The 24,847-nt window shown below is 48.1% G+C and carries 18 protein-coding genes and 2 pseudogenes; 14 read left to right on the forward strand and 6 right to left on the reverse strand.

What is annotated here, in order from left to right; genetic code table 11:
* Positions 1–85: 85 nt before the first annotated feature.
* Together MKX74_RS02595 and MKX74_RS02600 are read right to left on the reverse strand one after the other, a co-directional pair.
* Positions 86–396 (reverse strand): annotated as a pseudogene (locus tag MKX74_RS02595) (Rrf2 family transcriptional regulator).
* 188 nt (positions 397–584) lie between these two features.
* Positions 585–980 (reverse strand): annotated as a pseudogene (locus MKX74_RS02600) (NAD(P)H-dependent oxidoreductase); the annotation flags it as partial.
* A 398-nt stretch (positions 981–1,378) separates the two neighbouring features.
* Here MKX74_RS02600 and MKX74_RS02605 point away from each other — a divergent pair.
* On the forward strand, positions 1,379–1,999 hold the full coding sequence (locus tag MKX74_RS02605) for an NAD(P)-dependent oxidoreductase (protein WP_341177408.1): 621 nt from the start codon (positions 1,379–1,381) through the stop codon (positions 1,997–1,999).
* 143 nt (positions 2,000–2,142) lie between these two features.
* Here the strand turns inward: MKX74_RS02605 and MKX74_RS02610 are convergent, their stop codons facing one another.
* Together MKX74_RS02610 and MKX74_RS02615 are read right to left on the reverse strand one after the other, a co-directional pair.
* Positions 2,143–2,763 carry a sugar O-acetyltransferase gene (locus MKX74_RS02610; RefSeq protein ID WP_341177409.1) on the reverse strand — a complete coding sequence of 207 codons (621 nt, stop codon included), beginning with the start codon at positions 2,761–2,763 and terminating at the stop codon, positions 2,143–2,145.
* Positions 2,764–2,798: 35 nt separating this feature from the next.
* A complete protein-coding gene (locus MKX74_RS02615; protein WP_341177410.1) occupies positions 2,799–4,877 on the reverse strand; it encodes a beta-galactosidase in 2,079 nt (692 codons plus the stop codon).
* Between the two features lie 219 nt (positions 4,878–5,096).
* Here MKX74_RS02615 and MKX74_RS02620 point away from each other — a divergent pair, with 219 nt between their 5' ends.
* The 6 genes from MKX74_RS02620 to MKX74_RS02645 all read left to right on the forward strand — a co-directional run bounded on the left by MKX74_RS02620 (position 5,097) and on the right by MKX74_RS02645 (position 12,594).
* Complete coding sequence (locus MKX74_RS02620; protein WP_341177411.1) at positions 5,097–5,972, forward strand: AraC family transcriptional regulator; 876 nt, start codon at positions 5,097–5,099, stop codon at positions 5,970–5,972.
* 260 nt (positions 5,973–6,232) lie between these two features.
* Positions 6,233–7,120, forward strand: coding sequence for a cation diffusion facilitator family transporter (locus MKX74_RS02625; protein WP_018887054.1), 888 nt, complete (start codon positions 6,233–6,235; stop codon positions 7,118–7,120).
* Positions 7,121–7,477: 357 nt separating this feature from the next.
* A complete protein-coding gene (locus MKX74_RS02630; protein WP_018887053.1) occupies positions 7,478–8,266 on the forward strand; it encodes a TerC family protein in 789 nt (262 codons plus the stop codon).
* A 417-nt stretch (positions 8,267–8,683) separates the two neighbouring features.
* Positions 8,684–9,466 carry a TerC family protein gene (locus MKX74_RS02635; protein WP_018887052.1) on the forward strand — a complete coding sequence of 261 codons (783 nt, stop codon included), beginning with the start codon at positions 8,684–8,686 and terminating at the stop codon, positions 9,464–9,466.
* Between the two features lie 675 nt (positions 9,467–10,141).
* A complete protein-coding gene (locus MKX74_RS02640; RefSeq protein ID WP_341177412.1) occupies positions 10,142–11,443 on the forward strand; it encodes a hemolysin family protein in 1,302 nt (433 codons plus the stop codon).
* 86 nt (positions 11,444–11,529) lie between these two features.
* Positions 11,530–12,594: a hemolysin family protein gene (locus MKX74_RS02645; RefSeq protein WP_341177413.1), complete on the forward strand. Its 1,065-nt coding sequence runs from the start codon at positions 11,530–11,532 to the stop codon at positions 12,592–12,594.
* 201 nt (positions 12,595–12,795) lie between these two features.
* Here the strand turns inward: MKX74_RS02645 and MKX74_RS02650 are convergent, their stop codons facing one another.
* Positions 12,796–14,085 (reverse strand): methyl-accepting chemotaxis protein, encoded by a 1,290-nt coding sequence (locus MKX74_RS02650; protein WP_341177414.1) that lies wholly within the window; start codon positions 14,083–14,085, stop codon positions 12,796–12,798.
* 420 nt (positions 14,086–14,505) lie between these two features.
* Here MKX74_RS02650 and MKX74_RS02655 point away from each other — a divergent pair, with 420 nt between their 5' ends.
* From MKX74_RS02655 to MKX74_RS02665, 3 genes are all read left to right on the forward strand, one after another.
* The gene (locus tag MKX74_RS02655; protein WP_341177415.1) at positions 14,506–15,519 is read left to right on the forward strand and encodes an AI-2E family transporter; all 1,014 of its coding nucleotides are present in this window, start codon (positions 14,506–14,508) and stop codon (positions 15,517–15,519) included.
* A gap of 220 nt (positions 15,520–15,739) precedes the next feature.
* Positions 15,740–16,225, forward strand: coding sequence for an IS200/IS605 family transposase (tnpA, locus tag MKX74_RS02660; RefSeq protein WP_341177416.1), 486 nt, complete (start codon positions 15,740–15,742; stop codon positions 16,223–16,225).
* A 484-nt stretch (positions 16,226–16,709) separates the two neighbouring features.
* Positions 16,710–18,458, forward strand: coding sequence for a methyl-accepting chemotaxis protein (locus MKX74_RS02665; RefSeq protein WP_341177417.1), 1,749 nt, complete (start codon positions 16,710–16,712; stop codon positions 18,456–18,458).
* Between the two features lie 361 nt (positions 18,459–18,819).
* Here the strand turns inward: MKX74_RS02665 and MKX74_RS02670 are convergent, their stop codons facing one another.
* Entirely contained in the window at positions 18,820–20,838 is a 2,019-nt protein-coding gene (locus MKX74_RS02670; protein WP_341177418.1) for a methyl-accepting chemotaxis protein, read from the reverse strand.
* A gap of 275 nt (positions 20,839–21,113) precedes the next feature.
* Here MKX74_RS02670 and MKX74_RS02675 point away from each other — a divergent pair, with 275 nt between their 5' ends.
* The 4 genes from MKX74_RS02675 to MKX74_RS02690 all read left to right on the forward strand — a co-directional run bounded on the left by MKX74_RS02675 (position 21,114) and on the right by MKX74_RS02690 (position 24,819).
* A complete protein-coding gene (locus tag MKX74_RS02675) occupies positions 21,114–21,389 on the forward strand; it encodes a glutaredoxin family protein (protein WP_341177419.1) in 276 nt (91 codons plus the stop codon).
* Between the two features lie 435 nt (positions 21,390–21,824).
* Positions 21,825–23,264 (forward strand): LLM class flavin-dependent oxidoreductase, encoded by a 1,440-nt coding sequence (locus MKX74_RS02680; protein WP_341177420.1) that lies wholly within the window; start codon positions 21,825–21,827, stop codon positions 23,262–23,264.
* Entirely contained in the window at positions 23,252–23,800 is a 549-nt protein-coding gene (ssuE, locus tag MKX74_RS02685) for an NADPH-dependent FMN reductase (protein ID WP_341177421.1), read from the forward strand. The genes MKX74_RS02680 and ssuE overlap by 13 nt, the downstream gene beginning before the upstream one ends.
* Before the next feature lie 146 nt (positions 23,801–23,946).
* Positions 23,947–24,819 carry a LysR family transcriptional regulator gene (locus MKX74_RS02690; RefSeq protein ID WP_341177422.1) on the forward strand — a complete coding sequence of 291 codons (873 nt, stop codon included), beginning with the start codon at positions 23,947–23,949 and terminating at the stop codon, positions 24,817–24,819.
* Positions 24,820–24,847: the final 28 nt, after the last annotated feature.

A 24,847-nucleotide genomic window follows, 5' to 3' on the forward strand; every position in this document is an offset into this window, starting at 1 on the left:
GGCTCAAGCGAGCTCATCCTCTTGGTTTATTTCATTCAGAAGGCGGTCAACGTAGCATACCAGTACTGAAGCTGGAGACGTACAGCTATTCAAGTGCATCCTGTTCCTTATCTAGATCAGCGACTATGTCCTCTAAAGTGACATGTTCAAGCACTTTTTCCAATGCTCTTTGTGCCAATGAAAAAATAGGTTCAATTGTTGATTGAAGGTTCTTGCCAACAGGACAATCCGGGTTTGGCTTGACTTGAATATAAATAGGTTATTGTCATTCACTGCTTTGTAAACATAGAATAGTGTTATTTCACTTAGATTGTGTGCAAGTGTAGCCCCTGCTTTTCCGCGGATTACATGCACCAATCCCGATTTTTTTAACATTCCCATAATTTTACGGATCATTACAGATGTTAATATCTTCTGTAGTGAGGTCGAATACACTTTTTTCGAGAATTTGAACACCGCTCTTATTCATCTTGCTTGCATCTCTAACAATGGCAGTTACTTGATGTCCACGTTTCATAGATTACTCTAATGTTACACATCCGCTTTTCCGCTAGCTCCAATAATTGCAATTTTCATAGTTGGTTCACCCTACGATGCCCCATTTCGAGTTCATTCGTAGGCGCATCGGTGTAAAAACCACCACGAGCCTGAATGTGAATTGCTTTTTTATCCGTCAGTAATCCAATGGGTTGGCCCTGTTCTGAGTAACGGAATTGGTCAGACAGTTCTGCGAGACGCTTTACTTTTGCCTGCTCATCGCTTGAAAGTTGATTCAGTTCACTTCCTGAGTCGAGCTTTCCTCACCCACTAAAAACTTGTGCATCAATGTGAGGAATATATTCTTTATATAAATCAATGTTCACAATTTCATCTTCCGGGTTAGCTTTCTTGTAAGATTCGATAAATGCTCTACCTACAGCCAGACTATACGATGTGGACTCCTCTAAAGGGTGTGCTGTAATAAAAAGTAGCTTCGTCATGTGTATCATTCCTTTGATATATTTCGCCTTAATGTAATAATTATTATTACATCTATTACATGTAATAATATAATGTCGTAGAAGCGTTGCTTCAATGCATGAAGGAAGTGCATGCCACTCCATTAATCCTCGGTCAATCCCGTAGACAGTTATGGTATTCACTAATGAGGGAGACGGTTGTCCATTTCATGCTGTGTCGGGCGCGTTGGGTAGACATGTTGATCGTTGCAGACTTCAACAATAGCTATACTTATGATGGAAACGTTACAATAGGGCATATTCTTATCCAAGCATTTCGTCAATGGCTTATCATTATTGTATGCTCGATTGAAAGTGGATGAGGCCTGAATGTACTCTATGGATAGATTTATGCGATGTATAGGAGGAGGCTCTCTCTCATGAATATTTTGATGTTTGGTGCAACTGGCCGAGTCGGGGCCCATATCTTGCAGCATGCTCTTGATGATGGACATCATGTAACTGTATTAGCTCGGTCTCCAGACAAAATTCACATGGATCGTGAACATTTAACCATTGTTCAAGGGAATGTCCTGCATGGAGAGGATATCACACATGCAATGCATGGGATGGATGTAGTCATTAGCGCACTAAATACAGATGGTACTACAACATTATCAGCAAGCATGCCCCTGATTATTGAGGCCATGTATAACGAGAAGATTCAACGTATTATAACCATTGGAACCGCCGGTATCTTACAGAGTAGAATCTCTCCCCATCTACTGCGGTATCAATCCAGTGAATCCAAGCGGAAGTCGAACCGGGCAGCGATTGAGCATCATCAAGTGTATAGCTTGCTAAAGGACTCGTCTCTGGAATGGACTATTGTATGTCCAACGTACTTGCCTGATGGAGAAAGGCTCGGGAAGTATCGTGTAGAGCGTGATGTTCTGCCTGAAGGTGGAGTGGAGATATCTGTTACGGATACAGCGGAGTTCGCTTACAAGCAATTAGAGGATAGCAAGTATATTAAGTCACGTGTAGGCATTGCTTATTGAGATAGAGTCCTCGGGCTTCTATAACCATGGAAAGAAGCCTTCCCGGCTATTGAATTGGTAGCTAGGAAGGCTTCTTTGCTTTGGTTATCCGCTGCGATTATTGGGGTGTCGGCTCTATTTTGTGATTTGGCCGAACCTATTATTTATACTTCTGTGTTCAACTCATCGCCAATCTCAAGATTCCTAAAATAATACTTCTTATCATGCTCGTTAATTTCACGGAGCACTTTGCACGGGTTACCCACAGCTACTACATTTGCTGGAATGTCTTTAGTTACAATACTTCCGGCTCCAATCACGGTATTATCGCCAATCGTAATCCCGGGCAGTATGACGGCACCAGCGCCTATCCAACAATTTTTGCCGATGGTTACCACGGCATTGTATTGATACGCCTGTTCACGTAGTTCAGGTAGAATAGGATGCCCTGCTGTGGCGATTGTTACATTTGGACCAAACATGGTGTAATCGCCCACATAGATATGTGTATCATCCACGAGGGTCAGATTGAAGTTGGCATATATTTTTTTGCCGAAATGGACATGCCTGCCACCCCAATTGGAATGCAGTGGTGGTTCAATATAGCATCCTTCTCCGAACTCAGCGAACATTTCTTTGAGTAAGGCAGCCCGCTTCTCATATTCCAACGGTCTCGTCATGTTGAAATCATAAAGTCGTTCTAGACAGAGCGTTTGTTCTTGGACGATTTGTTCGTCGTTAGGTAGATATAGGCTTTCATTGTGCATTTTTTCTTTGTTACTCATGTAGTTGCACTCCTATATTTCAAATTCCAGATCAATTAATAGGGTAAGGCGCTTCGTTTCAATATAGCTAAGCCGTTGACTGGCAATTCAAGAGTAGATGCCGCTGGCTCGCCTGTCTCCATGTTGAGGTAGCTGCGTCCGTCCAGTTCGATTGCCTGAGAATGACCACTGAAGTTCTGTACAAATACATATTCCTGTTCACCATCTGTACGCACTTGGGCAGTGATGCCCACCGGTAGCTCACAGTCAAGCACTGGCTGGATGCCGATGTCCCTTGTAATGGCTCTGTACAGTTCCGTGTAGAAGGCCTGCTCCTTTACCCGAGTTGCCAGATGATATGCTCTACCTTCGCCCAAGTGGTTCACGGTCAGTGCAGGACGTCCCGCGTAGAAATCGTTCCGATAGGTGCCCAGAGTCTTGGCTCCCTCCAGATGAATCAGCTCGGCGATCTCATGAGCGTCATAATCACCGGTCAGGTTCAGCTCATTACCTGCTTCGAGGATGAGGCCATTCATATCACGGCTATGCAGTCCTTCCGTTTCCTCAGCCCAGATGCCGAGTGTACGGCGCAGTGGTCCGGGGAATCCGCCGAGATGGCACAGATCGGTCTCATTCACGACGCCTGACCAATATGTGGCGAGGAATGTGCCACCGTTCTCAACATACTGTTCAATATTACGCCCATTCTCTTCGCTAATCAGATAGAGCATAGGTGCGATAACTAGCTTGTAAGAGGCCAACTCATCGCTAGAGCCGATAACATCAACAGGAATACCTAGCTCCCACAAGCCGCGGTAATGCTGTATAACGGTCTCCTCGTATTTCAGCCCGGAGTTGCGGATACCCTGAGCATCCTTAACCGCCCAACGGTTGTCCCAGTCGAACAGGATAGCAACCTCAGCCGGAGTGGAGGTACCCACGACCTCGTTCAGTCCAGCAAGCACCTTGCCTACTTCAGCAACATCACTAAATACACGTGTATGCTCATGACCAGCATGGTCAACAACTGCACCGTGGAATTTCTCGCTGGAGCCGCGACTCTTTCGCCATTGGAAGTACTGCACCGAATCCGAGCCGTGGGCAATCGCTTGCAATGAGGATAGCTTATGCATACCTGGACGCTTCATCTTGCTAACGGATTGCCAATTCGTCAGGGAGGGTGTACTTTCCATCAGCAGGAATGGCTTATTCTTAAAACTACGGAACATGTCGTGATGGAAGCCAGTCCACGCTGCTAGATGAACATCATCACCGTCGTCCGTAAAGTGCCAGCTTGGGTATGCATCCCAAGAGACAACGTCCAGAATTTTGGCCATCTCACGGTAGTCGATTCCATCAATATTGTGCATATTAGTCGTTATTGGTAGCTCCGGGTTGAAGCTACGGACCGTGTCCATCTCATGCTGGCAGAAGTTGATCGTCTGATCGCTTACAAAACGCCGCCAATCCAGATTCAATCCGTGTACCTGAGTTTCACCATGCGGTGCTGGGGACTCAATCTGCTCCCAGGAAGTGAACGTGTGGCTCCAGAAAGTGGCCCACCAGGCATGATTGACTGTATCGAGATTGTTGTCGTATCTCTTCTTCAGCCACACTCTGAATTCCGCCTGACATAGATCGCAGTGGCATTCGCCGCCGAATTCATTCGAGATATGCCAGCCGATCACGGCAGGGTGGTCCGCATAGCGCTCAGCCAGCTTAGTATTAATAATCTTGGTCTTCTCGCGGTATACTGGCGAGGTGTAGCAGTGATTATGCCGGAAGCCGTGCAGATTGCGTACACGGTTACGCTCGACTCTCAGCACCTCCGGGTATTTCTGGGACATCCATGCTGGACGTGCACCGCTTGGGGTAGCCAGAAATGCATAAATGCCGTTAGCTGTGAAGCGTTCCAGCAACTCATCCAGCCACTCAAATTGGAACACGCCTTCCTCTGGCTCCAGGGATACCCAAGAGAATATGCCTACAGACATGACGTTGCAGCCAGCCAGCTTCATCAAACGGATATCTTCTTCGAGCACCTCGGGGTATTTCAGCCATTGTTCCGGATTATAGTCGGCGCCGTGCAGCATGTATGGCGCCTTGCTGCTAATTGCGGGATGTTTGAGTGTCATAATAAGTATGTCCTTTCGGTTGGGGATTGTTGTAAGGATGAGATTATTCTCGGATACACCTTTTTAACTCGAATCTTGCACTGGTATTGTTATACGCTTAATATACTAAAAGATACGCCATAAATATCGTTAGGATTAATGACTCGAATCGGTAGGACAAAATGAACATGAGGTGATTGTGTGCTTCCCTTCTCTTTAATTGAAATGCCACGTGATTCGATGGCATTTCCGTTATATCCTTATTCAGTCGGCCGACACAATCAATACCATCATGTGCGGCCTACCGGGTTCCCGGTGGCGCAGCTATTCATGGTCCGTAGTGGCCAAGGGTTGTTTCGGGATATGAAAAGCGGCTCGGAGACCATATTAGAGCCAGGAATGGCTTATTTTTTTCCATCTGAACGCGGTCATGAATATTTTCCGTTATCTCACGAGCGATGGCATATGGGCTTCGTTGGGATCGGAGGTAGTCAAGCCTTGGAAATACTTCAAACCTTGAATTTGTTACCATCAGAGGTCCGTCGATTGGACCCCGGGGCGTTTGAATCCTGTTGGGGAATCATCGAGGACATATGGCGCATGGTCAATAATCAGACAGCTGATCAACATGGGAATCAGTTAGCGCAGGAGCTGTCGGTACAGCTCTATCGACTGCTGCTGTTCGTGAAATCTGCCTCGGATGGCGAGCAATCCATTGGGCGCCCTGCGGGGCACGAGGTGCGTAATGAAGCGATGCAGAAGGCAATACAGCTGATCAACGAGCATTTTACAGAACCGTTGCAGGTGCATAATTTGGCGGCTGCAGTCGGCTATTCCGTCCAGCATTTTCAACGCTTGTTTCAGCAGGAATACGGTACATCTCCACATCAGTATTTGCAGAATCTGCGGCTACAGCGGGCTGTTCAGATGATTACTGAGGACCCGGAGCTGCCGGTTCAGGATATAGCCTTGCATCTCGGGATGGAGACGAACTATTTCATTCGTGTATTCCGAAAGGCTTATGGTTGTACTCCAGGTGTAATGAAGGAGCGGTTGAGTCACAAGGGGCATCGAATTCACCAAGAGGACAAGCCTTTGCATAACAGACCGTTGTAAGCTGAACATGGGTGATGAGTAGCCTCGGCATCATTTTTCTGAAATTGTGCGTCGACGAGTACGCTGGAACCTGTTCCTCTCCCTTTAGTTGCACGTAGACGCAAATGTTGAATGAAGTAAAAAGTATTTACCCTATGTCATTATTTTTGGCACCCGAAATATAGTAGGCTCGTAGACAAAACGTTTCTCTAGACCCACACGATTCTCGCTTGATAACATAAGTGTCATGTTCAAGTTATTGGCTGGGGAGGATTAACGAGTTGGAACAGTTGAAATACGATAATCTGAGGATGGGCGAAAAAGGGGCGATTATAAGCATCGTCGCTTATATTATCCTGTCTTTTTTCAAGCTCTTCATTGGCTATGCTGCAGATTCAGAAGCATTGAAGGCAGATGGCTTGAATAACGCGACCGATATCATTGCATCTATAGCAGTATTGATTGGACTGAGACTATCTCAGCGTCCTGCGGATCGAGATCATACATATGGTCACTGGAAGGCAGAGGGAGTTGCATCTCTGGTAGCATCTTTTATAATGATGGCCGTGGGTCTGCAGGTATTGTACGGAGCAGTAGGCTCGATCTTTGCGGGACGCCAGGAATCCCCTGATCCTGTGGCAGCTTATACCGGAATCATATGTGCGGTTGTTATGTATTTCGTCTATAGATACAATAAGAAGCTTGCCGAGAAGATACGCAGTCAGGCACTTATGGCTGCTGCGAAGGATAATATCTCGGATGCATGGGTAAGTATCGGTACCGTCCTCGGAATTGTGGGTTCACAGTTTGGCTTGCCTTGGCTGGATCCGTTAACAGCTGTTCTCGTAGGCTTATTAATTTGTAAGACAGCATGGGATATTTTTCGTGATGCAACTCATCATCTAACAGACGGATACGATGAGGAGAAGATCGATTCCTATAGAGATACCGTGTTGACGGTAGCAGGTGTACAGGGTGTGAAGACGATCAGAGCCAGATCCTACGGCAGCAATACCAATGTAGATATTATTTTGTATGTGAAGGCTGACCTGGATTTAACGGAGGCTCATGATATCTCCACTCATGTAGAGAACCAATTGAAGGTCGAGCATGATATCTCCGATGTACATGTACATGTTGAACCGTATGTTGGCAAAGATGCTACCTAGCCTGATAGACAAGAGAAAAAAAAGATTGTAAGAGCCTATTACTTTCCTTATAATAACTTTAAGGTTCATATTTTGCATATCTAGGACGCAATATCTGGTAAATGAAACTTAGTGTCATGTCTACCGTACTATCTTCATAGACGGATAGACACACCAATGATATATGCTAGACAACCCTAAAAGGGGAGTAGCTTTTACAGTAAAAGTCGTCATTACGAGTGCTCATTTTGAGCCTCCGGCTTTATTGGCAATGCAGATACAGCATTGTTAGCGAGACCTTTGCCTACCCAAGGCAAAGGTCTCTTTTCTTTTGGGCAAATTTAGTCATAGATGCATTGATATCAAAGGAGGATGGGCATGGATTTAGGAATGTTGTTAGAGTATGGTTGGGTGTTATTGGTGCTGGTAGCACTGGAAGGACTCCTGGCAGCGGATAACGCGCTCGTGCTGGCGATTATGGTTAAGCACTTGCCAGAGAAGGAACGTAAAAAAGCTTTATTCTATGGATTGTTTGGGGCTTTTATTTTCCGGTTCTTATCCTTGTTCGTTATCTCTTTCCTGGTGGATGTATGGCAAGTGCAAGCGATTGGTGCGCTCTACCTGTTGTTCATCGCCGCGAATCATATCGTACGCAAGCTCATTTTGAAGCAGGGCGAGGACTCTGCTGCCAAGGAAGAGGGCAAGCAGCCGAAGCAGAGCGGCTTCTGGGTAACTGTACTTAAGGTAGAGGTTGCCGATATTGCCTTCGCTGTTGACTCCATCCTGGCCGCAGTAGCCCTGGCTGTTGCTTTGCCAAAGACAAACCTGCCGCATATCGGCGGCATGGATGGTGGACATTTCATTGTCATCTTCCTGGGTGGCTTCATTGGTCTGGTCATTATGCGTTTTGCCGCATCCCTCTTCGTGAAGCTGCTGGAGAGCCGTCCTGCACTTGAAGTGGCCGCATTCTTCATTGTCGGCTGGGTTGGAGTAAAGCTTGCTGTTCATACCCTGGCTCACCCTGCAATTGGTGTCATTCCGCACGACTTTGCCGAGTCGACAGGCTGGAAGCTGACCTTCTACATTGTGCTGGTCATCATCGCAGTGACGGGCTGGTTCCTCTCCGGGGGCAAAGACAAGGAAAAGCAAACATCGCAAGCAGCATAATGTATTGCCACACAAGCAGCTCGACTACGAATAGTCAGAGCTGCTTTTTTTATATTTAGGACATGACGTGTTTTGCCATCATGAAAATGGTGTATACATGTTACATAGTATTCGGAGCATCCAAACCAATCCGATAGTATGAGCGAAAAATAAAAATGAAACAAATGAAACCACGTTGTTTTGTCTTCCGTACTACCTCCATATAGGTTGTTCAATTGAATAAGAAGGACCACTCCAGAAGGGGAGTAGCTTTTACAATAGAGTCGTCATTACGAGTGCCGGGTTACGGCCTCCGGTTCTATTGGCACTGCACCGACAGCATTGTTAGCGAGACCTTTGCCGATTCAAGGCAAAGGTCTCTTTTCTTTTGGGCAAAACTAAATACACATGACACATGATGTCGAAGGAGGATGGATTATGGATTTGGGATTGTTGTTGGAGTATGGTTGGGTATTGCTGGTGCTGGTGGCACTGGAGGGTCTGCTCGCCGCGGACAATGCGCTGGTGCTGGCGATTATGGTCAAGCATCTACCGGAGAAAGAGCGTAAGAGGGCATTGTTCTATGGTCTTGCTGGAGCATTTGTCTTCCGTTTTGCATCCCTGTTCGCGATCTCGTTCCTGGTGGACGTCTGGCAAGTACAGGCACTGGGGGCGCTCTATCTGTTGTTCATTGCTGCGAATCATATCGCCCGTAAGCTTATTGTGAGAAAAGGTGAGGAAGCTGCCGCCAAGCGTGAGAAAAAGGAACAGAAGCAGAGTGGCTTCTGGACAACGGTGCTTAAAGTAGAGATAGCGGATATTGCCTTCGCCATCGACTCCATTCTAGCTGCTGTTGCGCTGGCTGTTGCACTCCCAACGACTAATCTGCCGAACATCGGTGGTATGGACGGCGGTCATTTCATCGTTATTTTCCTCGGTGGCTTCATCGGTCTGATCATTATGCGTTTTGCAGCTACGTTCTTCGTGAAGCTCCTAGAGAGCCGTCCAGCACTTGAGATCGCTGCATTCTTCATTGTTGGTTGGGTCGGTGTCAAGCTGGGAGTTCACACGCTGGCTCACCCCGCGGTACATGTGATTCCGCATGATTTTGCTGAGTCGACAGGCTGGAAGCTTACCTTCTATGCGGTTCTGATCATCATCGCAGTCGCGGGCTGGTTCCTCTCCGGAAGTAAGCAAAAGGAAAAATCCAATGCAGCATAACTCGTCTACCTGACACTAGGATTCCAGAGCAAATGTTGGTTATAGCGGAGTGTGGGGGCCAAAGTGGTCTTCGCACTCTTTTTTTTGAATACGATATAAAAATGCATTGCGGGGGTAAATGATTTTGTGGAGGTTCCAGCATCGCATCAGCGTGGCTTCAACCCAGACAACTGTTGGACTACAAGGTGCATCTCCCCAAAACCATGACGTGCGACTGGATGGTTCAAGGTCAGATGTGATATAATCTTTGTCAACAAATAAATCGCGGGAAGGGAGGTGGACTTTAGATGGGAAGGCGTCACTGTATACTCGTTGTTTGGCGATTGTAATTGGTTGTGCTCTTCTCACGTATTCCGCCTTCATATCCGGACGGAAGCGAAGCGTGAGTTGTTGAAGCGTAAGTTATTCAAGTTACTTATGAGCTCGTGTTCATCAGTAAGGTGAGCATATGGAACAAATGGCTGTCAGGCCTATTCATTGTGGAGTGGCCCGAGCAGTATTTTATGAATTATCGCGTCTTACGGACCGAAGTGTATCGGTGAGCGTATGCCGTGGCACGTACATTGACATTCTAATATAACAATAGATAGCTCGACAGTAGCCAACGCTTGTAGCGAAGGGGCTTCTGCGTGCTGTAAATATTTTGGAGGTGAATCCCTCTTACGAGGGTAATCATTGGACATAATCACCCTGACGAACTTAGTCTTGCTGGTTATTTTATTGCTGTTAACCGCATTTTTTGTTGCATCTGAATTTGCCGTAGTCAAAATAAGGATGTCCCGGCTTGACCAGATCATTGCAGAAGGTAATAAGAAGGCTATTGTAGCCAAAAAAGTAGCGGGAGATCTGGACTACTATCTGTCTGCGTGTCAGTTGGGTATTACCGTCACCGCCTTGGGACTTGGTGCACTTGGTAAGCCTGCTGTAGAAAGCCTGCTCTACCCTGTGTTCAGTGCCTTGAACGTATCGGGAGCAGCATCTTCCATCGCTTCTTATGCCATTGCCTTTATACTTGTTACGTTCCTACACGTGGTTGTCGGAGAGATGGCTCCGAAGACGCTTGCGATCCAGTTCTCCGAGAAGACGACTTTGCTGCTTGCAGGTCCTCTGTACTGGTTCGGTAAAATCATGTACCCATTCATCTGGGCGCTAAATGGTTCTTCTCGTGTTATTCTGCGCAGCTTCGGTGTGAAGCCGGCTGGTCATGAAGAGGGGTACTCCGAGGAGGAGCTCCGTATTATCATGAATCAGAGCTATGAGGGTGGAGCGATCAACAAGACGAAGCTGTCATATCTGGATAATGTGTTCTCCTTCGATGAGCGTGTCGCCAGAGACATCATGGTGCCGCGGATAGATCTCATCACGCTGGATAAGGATATGACGTATGAGGATATTATCCCGATCCTGGATGAATATAATTACACCCGTTACCCTGTCATCGAAGCTGGTGACAAGGACCGAATTATCGGTGTGGTGAACGTGAAGAAGATGCTTCCGAAGATGGTAGAGGGTACTGAATACAGTCTTGAGGAATTTGCACGTGATCTGCCCTATGTATCCGAGGTGACTCCCGTACAGGAGGCCATGATCAAGATGCAGCAGCATCGTGTGCATATGGCTGTAGTCATTGACGAGTATGGCGGTACGTCCGGGATTCTGAGCATGGAGGATGTGCTGGAGGAGATCGTCGGTGAGATCCGTGATGAATTCGATGCGGATGAGCGAGCTGATATTCAGCAGACTGCAGATGATCAATACGTCATTAATGGACGTGTGCTGTTGGACGATATTGAGCGTCAGCTGGGTCTTCTGTTCGAACGCAACGAGGATATTACGACCATCGGTGGGTGGATTCAGTATCAAAAGTCGATGAACGTCAACACGGGAGACGTCATTGAGCAAGAGCAACATGTCTGGACGGTAGCAGAGATGGATAATCATCAGATCAAGAGCGTGATTCTGCAACGTTCCGAATGATGGACATAACGGAATCGTTGGCATAACGATGGATTGTAACAACTATTCATAACCTATGGAGGTGAGTCCCTCACAGGAGGGATACATTGGACGGAATTATAATATTGAATTTGGTGCTGGTAGCGATATTTATTGGTTTGACGGCGTTCTTCGTCGGTGCGGAATTCGCCGTGCTGAAGGTCCGGATGTCCAGATTGGATCAATTGATTGCAGAGGGTAATAAGCGGGCGATTGTAGCCAAGAAGGTAGCTCATGATCTGGATTACTCCTTGTCTGCCTGTCAATTGGGTATCACCATAACAGCACTCGTGTTGGGGGCGTTGGGTGAGCCTACCGTGGAGAAGATGCTACATCCTGTGTTTGAGGCGTTTAATGTACCTGCGGCACTGTCTACTGTGCTGTCCTATGCTATTGCCCTGTCGATCATTACGTTCTTGCACGTCGTGATTGGGGAATTGGCTCCGAAGACGCTGGCTATTCAATATGCTGAGAAGATGACACTTCTTCTTGCAGGACCTCTATATTGGTTCGGCAAAATTATGTATCCGTTCATTACCGCATTGAACAACTCTGCGCGTGTGTTGCTGAAGCTGTTTGGAGTCAAACCAGCGGGTCACGAGACGGTGCACTCCGAAGAAGAGCTCAAGCTGATTGTGAACCAGAGCTATGAGCTGGGTGAGATCAATCAGACGGAGATGGGCTATCTGAAGAACATCTTTGCCTTTGACGAACGGATTCTGAAGGAAATTATGATTCCGCGCAAGGATATGGTGACGCTGGACCAGTCCATGTCTCTGGAGGATATGGTGAAGGTCGTCAATCAGCAGGAGTATACCCGCTATCCGGTGACAAGTAATCAGGATCGGAACTCCATTCTCGGCTTCCTGAACACGAAGGAGATTCTGACCAGCGTAGCAGCAGGACGGGAGTACGACATGGACCGATTCATTCATCATATTCCCAAGTTCAAGAGTACCTTGCCAATCCGTAATGTATTGATCAAGATGCAGCAGACGGGTGTGCATATGGCACTCGTGACAGATGAAGCCAATGTCATGATTGGTATGGTGACGTTGGAAGATATCCTGGAGGAGATTGTCGGGGATATTAACGATGAATATGATGAAGTCAAGGAACTCGTAACCACATAAGGTGGGAACGAATTAAGCTTGAAGCTTCAATCGTATAGGACAGAAATCATGCATACAATGTATTGCAGCGCGAGACTATAATAGAAGAAGCCCCTGATGCCAACGAATTTTCGCTGGAGATCAGGGGCTTTTTTGGCGCTAAGCTATGTATTACATACCAGGACAACTATGACTTAATCTATGACAAGTTAGTTAGCAAAATCAAATTTTGAACTTATTGACCTCTTGTAGCAGCATATCTGCATGCTCAGTCAGTTCCTTGGAGCGTTCTGTAATGCTGGTAATATAATTGAATTGCTCCTGAGTGGACGATGCGACCTCTTCAGTAGAAGCAGCACTCTGCTCCGACATGGAGGCCACGCCCGAGATCACATCCGCGATTCGGCTTGCGTTCGCATCCAGATCCTTAGTGGCTGAGGATACAGCATCAATCTGCTGACTCATGCCTTCTATGGAATGGCGTATACGCTCAAAGGAGGAGCGCATCTCATTCACGCCTGACACCTGTCGCTCCGCTGTGGATTCAGCTGCATTGACATCCTGAATCGTCTGCTCGCTGGCCGATTGAACGTCACTCAGGAGCACCATGATCTCTTTGACGGCATTCGCGGATTGCTCAGCCAGCTTGCGGACTTCCTCCGCGACAACGGCGAACCCTTTGCCGGATTCCCCTGCACGTGCTGCCTCAATAGATGCATTCAACGCGAGTAGATTCGTCTGAGTAGAGATGCCGTGAATCATGCCTGCAATGACCTCGATCTGCTGAGAGCGCTCGGCCAGCTGGGAGAGAGAATTTTTTACTCCCTCAATCGAGCGTTGGTTGTCGGAGGACATCGTGACCTGCTCATTGACAGCCTGTAGCCCAGCATTCATTGCATTGGTCGCTTCCTGCATCATCGTTACCGAATGCTCTACATTACGGTTAATACCACTAACGGCGTCACTCATCTCGCTCAGTCGGGCAGAGCCGTCATATACGGATTCAGCCTGAGAGCTTGAGCCCATAGCCAGCTCATCAGCCGCTACCGCAATCTGCTCGGCAATACGCTTGGTGCTCTGGGTGTGTTGGTTCAGCTCGGAGGAGATATCATGAACCTGCTCTGCAGACCCGGATACTTGCTTGAGCAGGCTACCGAGCTGCTCAGACATGAGATTGAAGGCGGTACCGAGCTCAGCCACTTCATCCTTGCCCTTAATGGTAATACGCTGTGTGAAGTCACCATCAGACATTTGCTGCGACAGCTTCTTCAGACGGATTAAAGGATTCACGAAGCCTCTGGCAATAATATAAGCAATCCCCAGGACAACGACTAACGTGGCCATAATAATTAAGGTGAACTGGTTACGCAGCTTGTAAAACTCACTATAGGCAAGATCCGTCGAGATTACGGACCCTACAATCCAGCCGGTGCTTGGTACTTGATTATAGAAGAGCAGTGAGTCTTTGCCCTGATAGGTGTACTCGGCTTGCCCCGCGCTATTCGCCTGCATCTCTGCGAGCCATGGCTTCAGCTCTTCATTAACTTACTTTTCAATTTCATTTTAGAAGTCCCTCCTACATCACTTGTTAGAGATCAATGATTAATATATCGTACTAATGACCTAAAAAATTTACATATTTGGCATTGGAATTGCATAGCGATGAAAGATAGTGATACTTTATACATAGGAAAATCAATTTTTATTACAAAATTTACATAAATTCGACATGCTTGCTGCTGGATGAAATTGGCGGGGGAACACATGCTAACTCGGATGTGTCAGATCCGTAGCCAGTGAAACAGTTGAGTAGGGCAGACACCAAACAAGAAAAACTGAAATATTTCGTCAAATTGTGATATATTACGTGTGAAATCATCCGCAGAAGCGATACGGTGGAAGAGCGGCAAATGATGCCATAATAGAGGAGTAATGATATTGAACATAAAAGAAGTATTGAACCATGCTTCATTCCGGCGGATCAGTGTACTAGTTGTGCTTAGTCTGCTTGTAGTCTCCCTGAAAAGTATGATGAACGTCCTGCTGCTCACATTGATTCTGATCATCTTGATTGGAAGTCTGTATAGGGCTGTCACGAAGCGATTATCCAGCATTGTACGGCTTCCACCGGCTCTGATCGTCATCTCACTCTATGTTCTTCTGCTCTCGGTTGTAGCTTGGGGTGTATATCGAATGGTGCCGCTCGTATCGACCCAGGTCAATGAGCTGTACGTTATGATCCAAGAGGCCTTTCACAATCCGCATGAAAATGAATGGAGCCAGCTCCTCGTCACATTCATGCAGGGTATTCATCTGGAGAGTCTGATCACCCCAGGTATGGAGTTCCTGCTGAAGACCAGTCATCTGGGTACCCAACTCGTGCTAGCGATTGTACTAAGCCTGTTCTTCCTGCTGGACACGAAATACATTGGCCGCTTCACAGCCTCCTTCCAGGAAAGCCGCTTCAGCTGGTTCTTCCGCGAGGCGGGGGAGCTAGGCAGACTGTTCCTGAGCACGTTCGGCAAGGTGCTGGAGGCACAGGTGGCTATCTCTCTGATTAATTGTACGATTACTACCGCCGTGCTGTGGCTGATGGGCTTCCCGAATCTGCTGGGGCTGGCTGTAGTCATCTTCGCAGCAGGCTTAATTCCAGTCGCTGGAGTCGTGCTCTCCATGGCGCCACTTAGTCTTATTGCCTACAGTCTTGGAGGGCTCCATTACGTAGCGTATCTGCTGATTCTGATCGTGTTCATTCATATGCTGGAGGCGTATTTCCTGAATCCGAAGCTAATGTCCAAGAAGGTCAGTGTTCCGATCTTCTACACATTCATTGTGCTGGTGATGTCGGAGCATTTCTTCGGGATGTGGGGGCTGATTACGGGGATTCCACTATTTGTATTCGCCTTGAATCTGATCGGGTTCAAGAGGAAGGATGCCGCTGTATAACTGTAAGGCAACAGTAAGGAAACCGTACGGCAAAAATATATCTTGCATAACAGGAGGGAGATTCTTTAGGGATCTCTCTCCTGCTTTTTTGTAAAAAGAAAACCATACGCTATGCGTATGGTTCGGGAGAGCTTTCAGCGATGTATAAAAAAAATCCCTCCTGGTGTTACAATAAATTTGGTTCGCCAACCGAATTTATCGCACAACAGGAGGGATACAGATGTCATCTGATGTGAACAGTTTAGCACATACAAAATGGAATTGTAAGTACCACATTGTGTTTGCCCCAAAGTATAGACGACAGGTCATTTACGGAAAGTTGAAGCAAGATATAGGTAGAATATTGCGACAATTATGCGAGAGAAAGAACGTAGAAATAATTGAAGCAGAGGCGTGTAAGGATCATATTCACATGCTAGTGAGTATTCCACCGAAACTAAGTGTGTCCGCTTTTATAGGATATTTAAAAGGAAAGAGTAGCTTAATGATTTTTGATCGACATGCCAATCTGAAGTATCGGTATGGGAATCGGAAATTTTGGTGCAAAGGATTTTATGTGGACACGGTGGGAAGAAACAAGAAAGTGATAGAAGAATATATCCGCAAACAATTGCAGGAAGATATCGTCGCGGAACAAATAACAATGGAAGAATACATCGATCCATTTACAGGAGAAGAAACCAAAGGTAATCGAAAGAAGAGATAGAAAAAACCCCTTTAGGGGTAGCGGAAAAAGTAGTGCGGTTGGCGAATCATTCAATGCCCTTTTAGGGCTGGCCAGTAACAAAGGCTTTCAGCCGCAGAGCAAACCACCCGTTATACGGGTGGTTCTGATTGTGGAGCTGCTCTAGGCTCTTTATTGCAGCACTGGCTCATTTTCTACCAAAGTATCCGCTATTAATAATTAAATGAACATGCTTCTTCGTATGTACAGCACAAATGCAATAATCTGATCGTAACATGAAGGTTTGCTCTACAACCAAGCCCATAAAATAAGTGAATATCCTGCCTGCAAAGAGTGCAATAAGCATCGGGAAATGCCGATAATATCATTAAGCTTTGAGATATGTACATTTAAGATTGTCAGGTACATTCCTGGTAGAAAAGAACCAAATGGAGACGGCGGTCGGGTGTTAACGATCTCTTGGGCAAAAAAGACGTGGATGTAGCGAGAGGAAGCGTGTGGTCGAATGAGGTTGTTCAGGCAGAATTTAGTGGTTCGCATCGGTACGATAGTTACGTTGATGATGGTCATCATCTCTACAGGAAGCTTACTGCTGCAGCTAATGATAATGAAGGAGGCTGCCCAGGAAGCGATTACCCGCTACAATATACAGATTGCCCAGAGCTACGCCTCCCAAATGGATACGAAGCTCTATGCTGAGGTAGCCAGAGATCGGCAGGAGAATAGCACATCACTCCAGATCCGGGATGAGCTGGATGATTTTCGTGAACGAATCGGGGCTATGTATGTGTATTTTGTCGTGCTTGACGGAAGTGAGCCCCTGATCATGGTGGATGGTATGCGTGATGAGGCGCTGGCTTCACCGATGAATGAAGTGACGGATATTCCGGAGGAGGCCGTGCTGGAGCTGCAGCAGGGTCAGACCGCAAGCTCATCCATTATTCGCAATCCCGAATATGGGGACTATATCTCCTCCTATGCCCCGATTGTGGATGCTTCGGGCACGATGATTGGTGTGCTTGGCATCGACACCTCAGTATCCAGTCTGGATGAGATTGAGGAGGGCATTATTCGCTCCAGTATTCCATTTTATATCGGACTGACCGTCATTACGATTGCTGGAATTATTATTGTGTTGTGGTTCGTACATAAGGGGCTGCGCCCACTACAGGTATTGAAGCGAAGTGTGGATCGTATGGCCAAGGGTGAGCTGTCCGAAGCCAATCATATCTTGACCCGTTATCCGTTGAAAAGTCAGGATGAGATCGGCAGTACCTTCAAGGCGATGATCTATATGTCAGGGAATCTGAATCAGATGCTGGCGCAAATGATTGCGGGTGTGACAGCTACGGCAGATACGTTGATGAGCTCTGCTCACCAGTTCAACCGTAATGCCGAGGCCATGCTGCAGATGAGTCGCACCGTAGACCAAGCTGTAGAACATATTCGGCAAGGTGCCCATACCCAAAGGCAAGGGGCAGAGGACAGTGCACAGGTCATGGAGGAGATATCCAAAGGCATCGTGCTGATCTCCGAGTCTGCCTCTTCTGTAGCGGATGCAGCTACTGGGGCACTGGCTTCAGCTCAGTCTGGCAAGCAGGGAATGGCGCAGCTGAGAGCGCAGGTTGAGCGAATTGCTACCGTGGCTCAGGAGGTAACAGTGATGGCAGGAGGGCTTCAGGGCTACTCGCAGCAGATTGGCGGCGCGTTGAATACGCTGGAGGAATTCGCAAGTCAGACGAAGCTGCTCGCTCTGAACGCTTCGATTGAGGCGGCTCGTGCAGGAGAACATGGCAAGGGCTTCGCGGTGGTTGCTGAAGAGGTAAGGAAGCTGGCGGAGGCCTCCAGCGTCTCTGTTCATACGATCTCGGAGCTGCTGCACGGCATTCAGCGAGAATCGGACCAGATCGGTACACAGATGGAGGTAGCCGGACAAGAGATTCGTGAGGGAGTTACGTCCTCAAGAGAAGCAGAGCAGGCATTTGTCCATGTCGTTGACGTCTTCGAACTGGTGGCTGGTCGTGTGCAATCGGTATCGGCCTCGGTCGAGGAGATTACAGCCAGCACGGAAGAGGCAGCTGCCTCGGTGGACTCCATATTCCGAATTGCGGCAGATGTCTCCGATAAGTCCAATGAAATCTATCAGCTGACGAATGAGCAACAGGTGATCTTCCAGAAGGTTGCCCAGACGGCAGAGGAGTTGCAGGAACGCACACAGGAGATGAATGAAGCGGTTCAGAAGGTACAGGTGTGAGGTGCGACGCGACAGAGATTGCTGCTGAGCTGATGGTCATGGAGAGATGATCAAGAAGATTCATAGAGTTAGTCGTCGGAGGGATACTCCTCCAATCGGCCTGTAGACAAGGTTCCGCGAGGAACTGCTCTACAGGCTTTTTTGTTGATCACGTAAGGGAAGGGGGATGGCTTGTGATAAAAAACAGACGAGCTCCCGTGCTTCTTTCGAAACAAGGAGTTCGTCTGCGATCCGTAACGACCCATGAAGGTCGCATATCTGTTCTTCAAGAACAGCTTGCAAGGCTGCTTCTCTGTCCTGCAAATTCTGCTCTATAAAAGCCAGCCTATAAAGCCTGCTCTATTATTAGGAATGGTTCGCTTTACAGCTTAAACTGTGCAATCTGCGTGCGCAGTCTTTCGGCCATGCTGGCCAGCTCTGCCGAGGAGGAAGCAATCTCTTCCATGGACGCCATCTGCTGCTGTGCTGCTGCCGAGACGTTTTGTGATTCCGCTGCGGTCTCGTTGGCTGACTTGGCAATATGACGAATGGAATCGACAAGGCTGTCAGTACCTGATGCAATCTCATCCGCTGCTGCCGATACGCTGTGAATGCTGTCGGCTACCTGTCCTATTGAAGAGCGAATCCGGGTGAACAGCTCACTGGCCGCTTCACCAGCTTGTCTGCCCTGAAGGGCCTGGGCAACGGTGAGCTCGGAGGCCTGCATGGTTCGCTGGATCTCCCCTTGTATGCTGCCGATGATGCCAGCAATCTGCTCCGCCGATGCCATCGACTGCCCGGCAAGCTTGCGGATTTCATCGGCGACAACAGCAAAGCCCCGCCCGGCTTCCCCGGACCGTGAAGCTTCAATAGCGGCATTCAGGGAGAGAATGTTGGTCTGACGGGCGATAAGACTAATGCCGCTGACGACCTCCTCAATTTTGGCGGATAGTGTGCTCAGATCTTGAATCGTGCCCGATAGCTCACTAATTCCGTGCTCCATCTCGCTCATCTTTCCGTTCAGCTGATCCATGGCTGTATGGCCGTCAGTTGCCAGAGTAGAGGCTGCTGTAGCGATCTTCGCTGCATCAGTGCTATGTACAGCAATACCGTTGATCTGCAGGGCTATATTCTCGGCGGCATGGCTACCGTCCTGAACACTTGCGGTCTGCTGGTCTGAACTCTCGGCAACGATGACAATAGCTTCTGAAATATTTTGTGCTGCCTGTGAGCCTTGGTCAGCTCCTGACGCAAGCTGGTGGGCAGAGCTGCTCAGCTGCCCGCTTAGGCCGCTCACATCCTGCATTAATTCGCGCATTCTCTCAATAGCCGTGTTATAGGCATGAAGTGCCGTGCTAATATCGTTATTTCCTTTGACCGGGATGCGATGTGTAAGGTCGCCTTGTGCTAGCTTGTCAATACCTTGTGTCAACTGACGAATCGGATAGACAATCTTCAGTGCAATAAAAACGTTCAGGATGAGGGCCGCAATAATCATACCTGTTCCGACGAGCAACACAAGCATGAGCATGGCTCTGATCGGCTGTAGAAATTCACTCTCCTCCAGATTGGTGACAACAAGCCAATTCAAATCCGTCTTCACGATATAAGATAGCTGGTTGGTCCCGTCTTGATTGAAGCTTACCGAGGTAGCGCCATTTTGCACAGCATCGGCGAATGCCTCTTCAAGAGCGGGGTTGCCCAGATCCGAGATTTTCTTGTTCATAATATAGGACTCGTCCGCAAAATAAATAAATGTACCGTCAGAGGTTGTCATGATCGCTCGCCCTGTCTCGCCATGTGTGAAGGAGCTCAGTTTCTCTACCACCGAGCCGATTGGATACGAGGCCAGATAGAAGCCGAAGGCTTGTCCATCCTTCATTAGTGGTGCTCCAATTACAACAATGATCTGATTATCCACCTTGGACAGTACCGGATCAGATACAAACGACTGGCCTGCCTGTATATCCTTGATATAGCTACGCCCAGACACGTCAATCTCTTTACCTGTGAGATCGAACGCAGACTTCCCTGTCGGATCAAGGGAGTAGATCATGGATGTGAATTCAGGGTGAAGCTGCTGCGAGCGATTAATGTTGTTAAGATGCAGCTCATGCTCTTCCCCGTACTCTGCACCATCCTCGGCTAATATTTGCAGGATGGTACGTTTATCCGAGAGCTGACTGTCAACTTGCTCTGCCAGCAGCTTCGTATTCATCTCCATTTCGTGTTCCAATCGGTTGATGGTCTCCTTCGAGGTCGGCACATAGAACGTGACGGACAGAACGGACACACAGACGATCACGACGAGTAAAGAAGATAACACAATACGGCCAGCTGTCTGACGGAGCGAAGTGAAGGTGAGAAACGCATGAACAAAGCGTGAATTTTTAAATGACATCAGCTTATCCCCTTTTAAATAACCACACAATTTAGAGATTATATCGGATGGAGGCATACGCTAATTTAATTAAGTTTTCTTAATATTAAGGAGTTGTGTGCGGCTTCAGATTGAATTGTTCTATCTGTGAATAGTCATAATCTATTGGAGTTCAATTGACGTTGATCAGGGGAGGGAGTAGATTTAACATCATAATTCCTATTTAACAGATAGGTATTATAAAGTATTGAAGCTTATTTTATTCTATCCATATACCATGATTGGGAGGTTATTTGATGCCATCATCCACTACTGTTGTCCTTTGGAGTAAGGAAGGCTGTCATTTCTGCGGAGAAGTGAAGTCTTATCTGGAGTCCAAGAATCGGCCTTATCAAAATATTGAAGTATCAGGCAACGACATTTTGCGCGACGTGCTGGAATTGAAGTATGGCATTCGTCACGTGCCTGTGGTGGAGGTAGGCAGGGGCGCAGTCTATGAGGCTTTGCTGGAGCCTGATCTGGCCAAGCTGGAGCAGCTGTTGGCCGCCGCTGGAGAAGAGGTCGTCTCGTAATTCGGCGGATTGGCCTCGTGAGATATAGCCTCTGGCTCTGACAGCTCATTCACTCCATTAGTGCCTTGACTGAATTTGATTTTAGGTTGAATGATCCCGGGAAGCGTAGTCGTAAGCGGAAAGTGGGGAAGCCCTAGAGAAATGAAGTGCCCATCTTTAAGCTTGCTCTTCATCAGCTATTCAAATTCGTTCATTAGAACAGCAAGCTCAACAATGGTCGACAGGGCTCCCCGCTTGCAGCGGCTCTACACTCACATTTGATCTGGTCAAGGTGCAAGCTTACCGAAATTCAACCAGGATTCATATATAGCCAGGCATAAACAATGCTGTAGTACGGGGTGTGTGGCCAATAGGAGGCCATATACAAGAGCAAGTGTGGGCCGTTCGTTGCCCAAGGTGCATTAAGCGAAAGTATGCGAAAGGTGGAGATGATTCATGAGTCAACGCAAATCAATCAAGTTGGGTGCTATTCTGCATGGGGTAGGCGGTAATATGGCAGGATGGAGACATCCTGATGCCCAGCCAGATGCGAGTGTTAGCTTCAGCTTCTATAAGGAGCAAGCACTCAAGGCGGAAGAAGGTAAATTCGATTTTCTCTTCGTAGCAGATGGGCTCTATATTACGGAGAAATCTCTTCCACACTTTCTCAATCGCTTTGAGCCGATTACCGTTCTATCCGCTCTTGGTGGCGTGACCTCGCGAATTGGTCTTGTCGGCACGTTGTCCACGACGTATAGCGAACCATTCACGGTGGCTCGTCAATTCGCCTCATTGGATCAGCTGAGCGATGGTCGTGCCGGATGGAATGTCGTGACGTCCCCACTAGAGGGCTCTGCCCTGAACTTCAGCAAGGGGCAGCATCCCGAGCATCCGCTGCGTTACCGGATTGCAGATGAATATCTGCAGGTGACCAAGGGACTGTGGGATTCGTGGGAGGATGATGCCTTTGTACGTAATAAGGAGGCAGGTGTATTTTTTGATCCAGAGAAGCTGCACACGCTCAACCATCAAGGTGAGTTCTTCTCGGTCAAAGGACCACTGAATATCGCTCGTTCTCGTCAAGGTCAGCCAGTCATCTTCCAAGCCGGGGCCTCGGAGGATGGCAAGACTCTGGCCGCGAAGCACGCAGATGCGGTATTCACGAACCATGAGACTCTTGAGTCAGCCCGGGATTACTATCAGGATGTCAAGCAGCGTGCGGTGGCCTTTGGAAGATCACCGGAGGATATTGTAATTCTGCCAGGGATCAACGTCATCGTAGGAGAGACGGAGCAAGAGGCCGAGCAGAAATACTGGGAGCTGGCGAAGCTGGTCACGATTCAGAATGCGCTGGATTACCTGGGCCGGTATTTCGAGCATCATGATTTTGGACAATATGCGCTGGATGAGCCGTTCCCGGAGATCGGAGAATTAGGCGGAAACAGCTTTCGTAGTACGACGGATCGAATCAAGCGGGAGGCTCAGGAGCAGAAGCTGACGCTGCGCGAGGTGGCATTGCGGGAAGCGACTCCACGGACGGGCTTCATTGGCACTCCGGAGCAGATTGCTGATAAGCTGCAAGCCTGGTTCGAGGCCGGGGCAGCAGATGGCTTCATTGTGGCAGGCGGTGTGCCTTCCAGCTTTGCTGATTTTGTGGAGCAAGTTGTACCGATCCTGCAGCAACGTGGACTCTTCCGCACGGAATATGAGGCGGACACGCTGCGAGGGAATCTGGGGCTGCCGATTCCGATCAATCAGTATGCAGCAGATTATAAGTCGTCCACGGCATCCGTGGATGCACCAGCTACAGCAGCGACCAGTCAAGTATACGGGGGGAAGAAAGAATTCTACCCCATTCCCTCAACGGATCAGGAGGTCATGATATGCCATATGTAGTAATCATTTCGGGCGCACCTTCGGTGAGCTCACGACTTACCGGGCTGACCAGCTACAGCGCGGAAGTGCTGGAGAGAGCGGGACTGTCTGTGGAGGTCATTCAGGTATCAGCTCTGCCAGCTGAGGCCTTGATATATGCCGACTTTAACAGCACGGCGGTCAAGCAGGCATTAGCAAGCGTGCAGGCAGCTGATGCTGTAATCGTGGCGACTCCAGTATATAAAGCGGCTTATTCCGGTGTACTGAAGTTGTTTTTGGACCTGATTCCACAGGAGGGATTACGAGGAAAGCCTGTGCTTCCGCTCGTCATTGGCGGCTCAATAGCTCATCTGCTAGCCATTGATTATGCGCTGAAGCCTGTGCTGTCTGCACTGGGGGCGAGACATCTGCTGGGAGGCGTCTATGCAGTTGATCAGGGAATTACTCGTCTGGAGCAAGGAGGGTTCTCCCTGTCAGCAGAAATTATTGAACGACTGGAGCGCTCCCTACAGGAGCTTACAGAGACGTTGGCTACTACTCAGTCTGCCATTTCTTAGGGATTCGAAGAGAGAATAAGCCATTAGGAGATTATCCATTGGTTGACAGCAGCGTAAGTCCGCATTATGATACAAAAAAACCAAGTAAGTTAATTGGTTATGTTGTATTTAAAGGTGTCTATAAGACGCCTGTGCGGAGGCGGCATATGAATATCGAGAATATTGAGGCATTCGTCTATATCCATCATTATGGCAGCTTCAACAAAGCAGCCGAAATTCTGTTCCTGTCTCAACCGTCGGTAACGGCACGTATCCAGACTCTGGAGCGAGAGCTGGGCTGCAAGCTGTTCAATCGTATGGGCAAGCAAATCGTGCTGACGGATGAAGGCAGAAAGTTCCTTCCTTACGCGCAGCAGATTTTGCAGGTGCTTCAAAAGGGACGGCATTCCTTACAGCGGCGTCAGGAATTACTGGAGACCCTGCGTCTGGGTAGTACGGTATCTGTATCGAATTATGTAATTCCCGACTTCCTGCCCAAGATCAAGGAGGCCTATCCAGAGGTCAGCATCAAGCTGACTACGGCTCCTACGGATCAGCTCGTGAACAGATTGCTAGCCAAGGAGATTGATCTCGCCTTTGTGCGCAAGGTGATGCATCCTTCTATCCGTACCGTTGCTTTCTATGAAGACCCTATTCAGTTGTATGTCTATGAAGATCATCCATTCGCGGGGCTGGGCCAGATTAGTCTGGAGGCCTTGCACGGCGAGACGCTTGTCTTCTTCGAATGCGGTTCTCTAGACTGGATGCGAATTCATCGTGCCTTCGACGCATTGGAGCACCCGGCAGATATCACCTATCAGGTGGATAACTCAGAGACAGCGAAGAAGCTGGTGCTCCAAGGGGCAGGTATTGCCTTCTTGCCAGGATTGTCTGTGAGAAAGGAAGTTCATGAGCGAAGCTTGATCCCGATTCATGTTCCGGAGGTTGCCGGGGTGTCGCTGCAAATTAGCGTAGTGACCTTGAAGGAGGAGCATTCTCCCTTTGCGGATACATTCGGGGAACTGCTTCGACATTTATAGAAAATATAGAAGTTCAGGAGGAGAGCTA

This window comes from Paenibacillus sp. FSL K6-1230 (assembly GCF_038002385.1).
In the GTDB taxonomy this organism is placed as follows: domain Bacteria; phylum Bacillota; class Bacilli; order Paenibacillales; family Paenibacillaceae; genus Paenibacillus; species Paenibacillus massiliensis.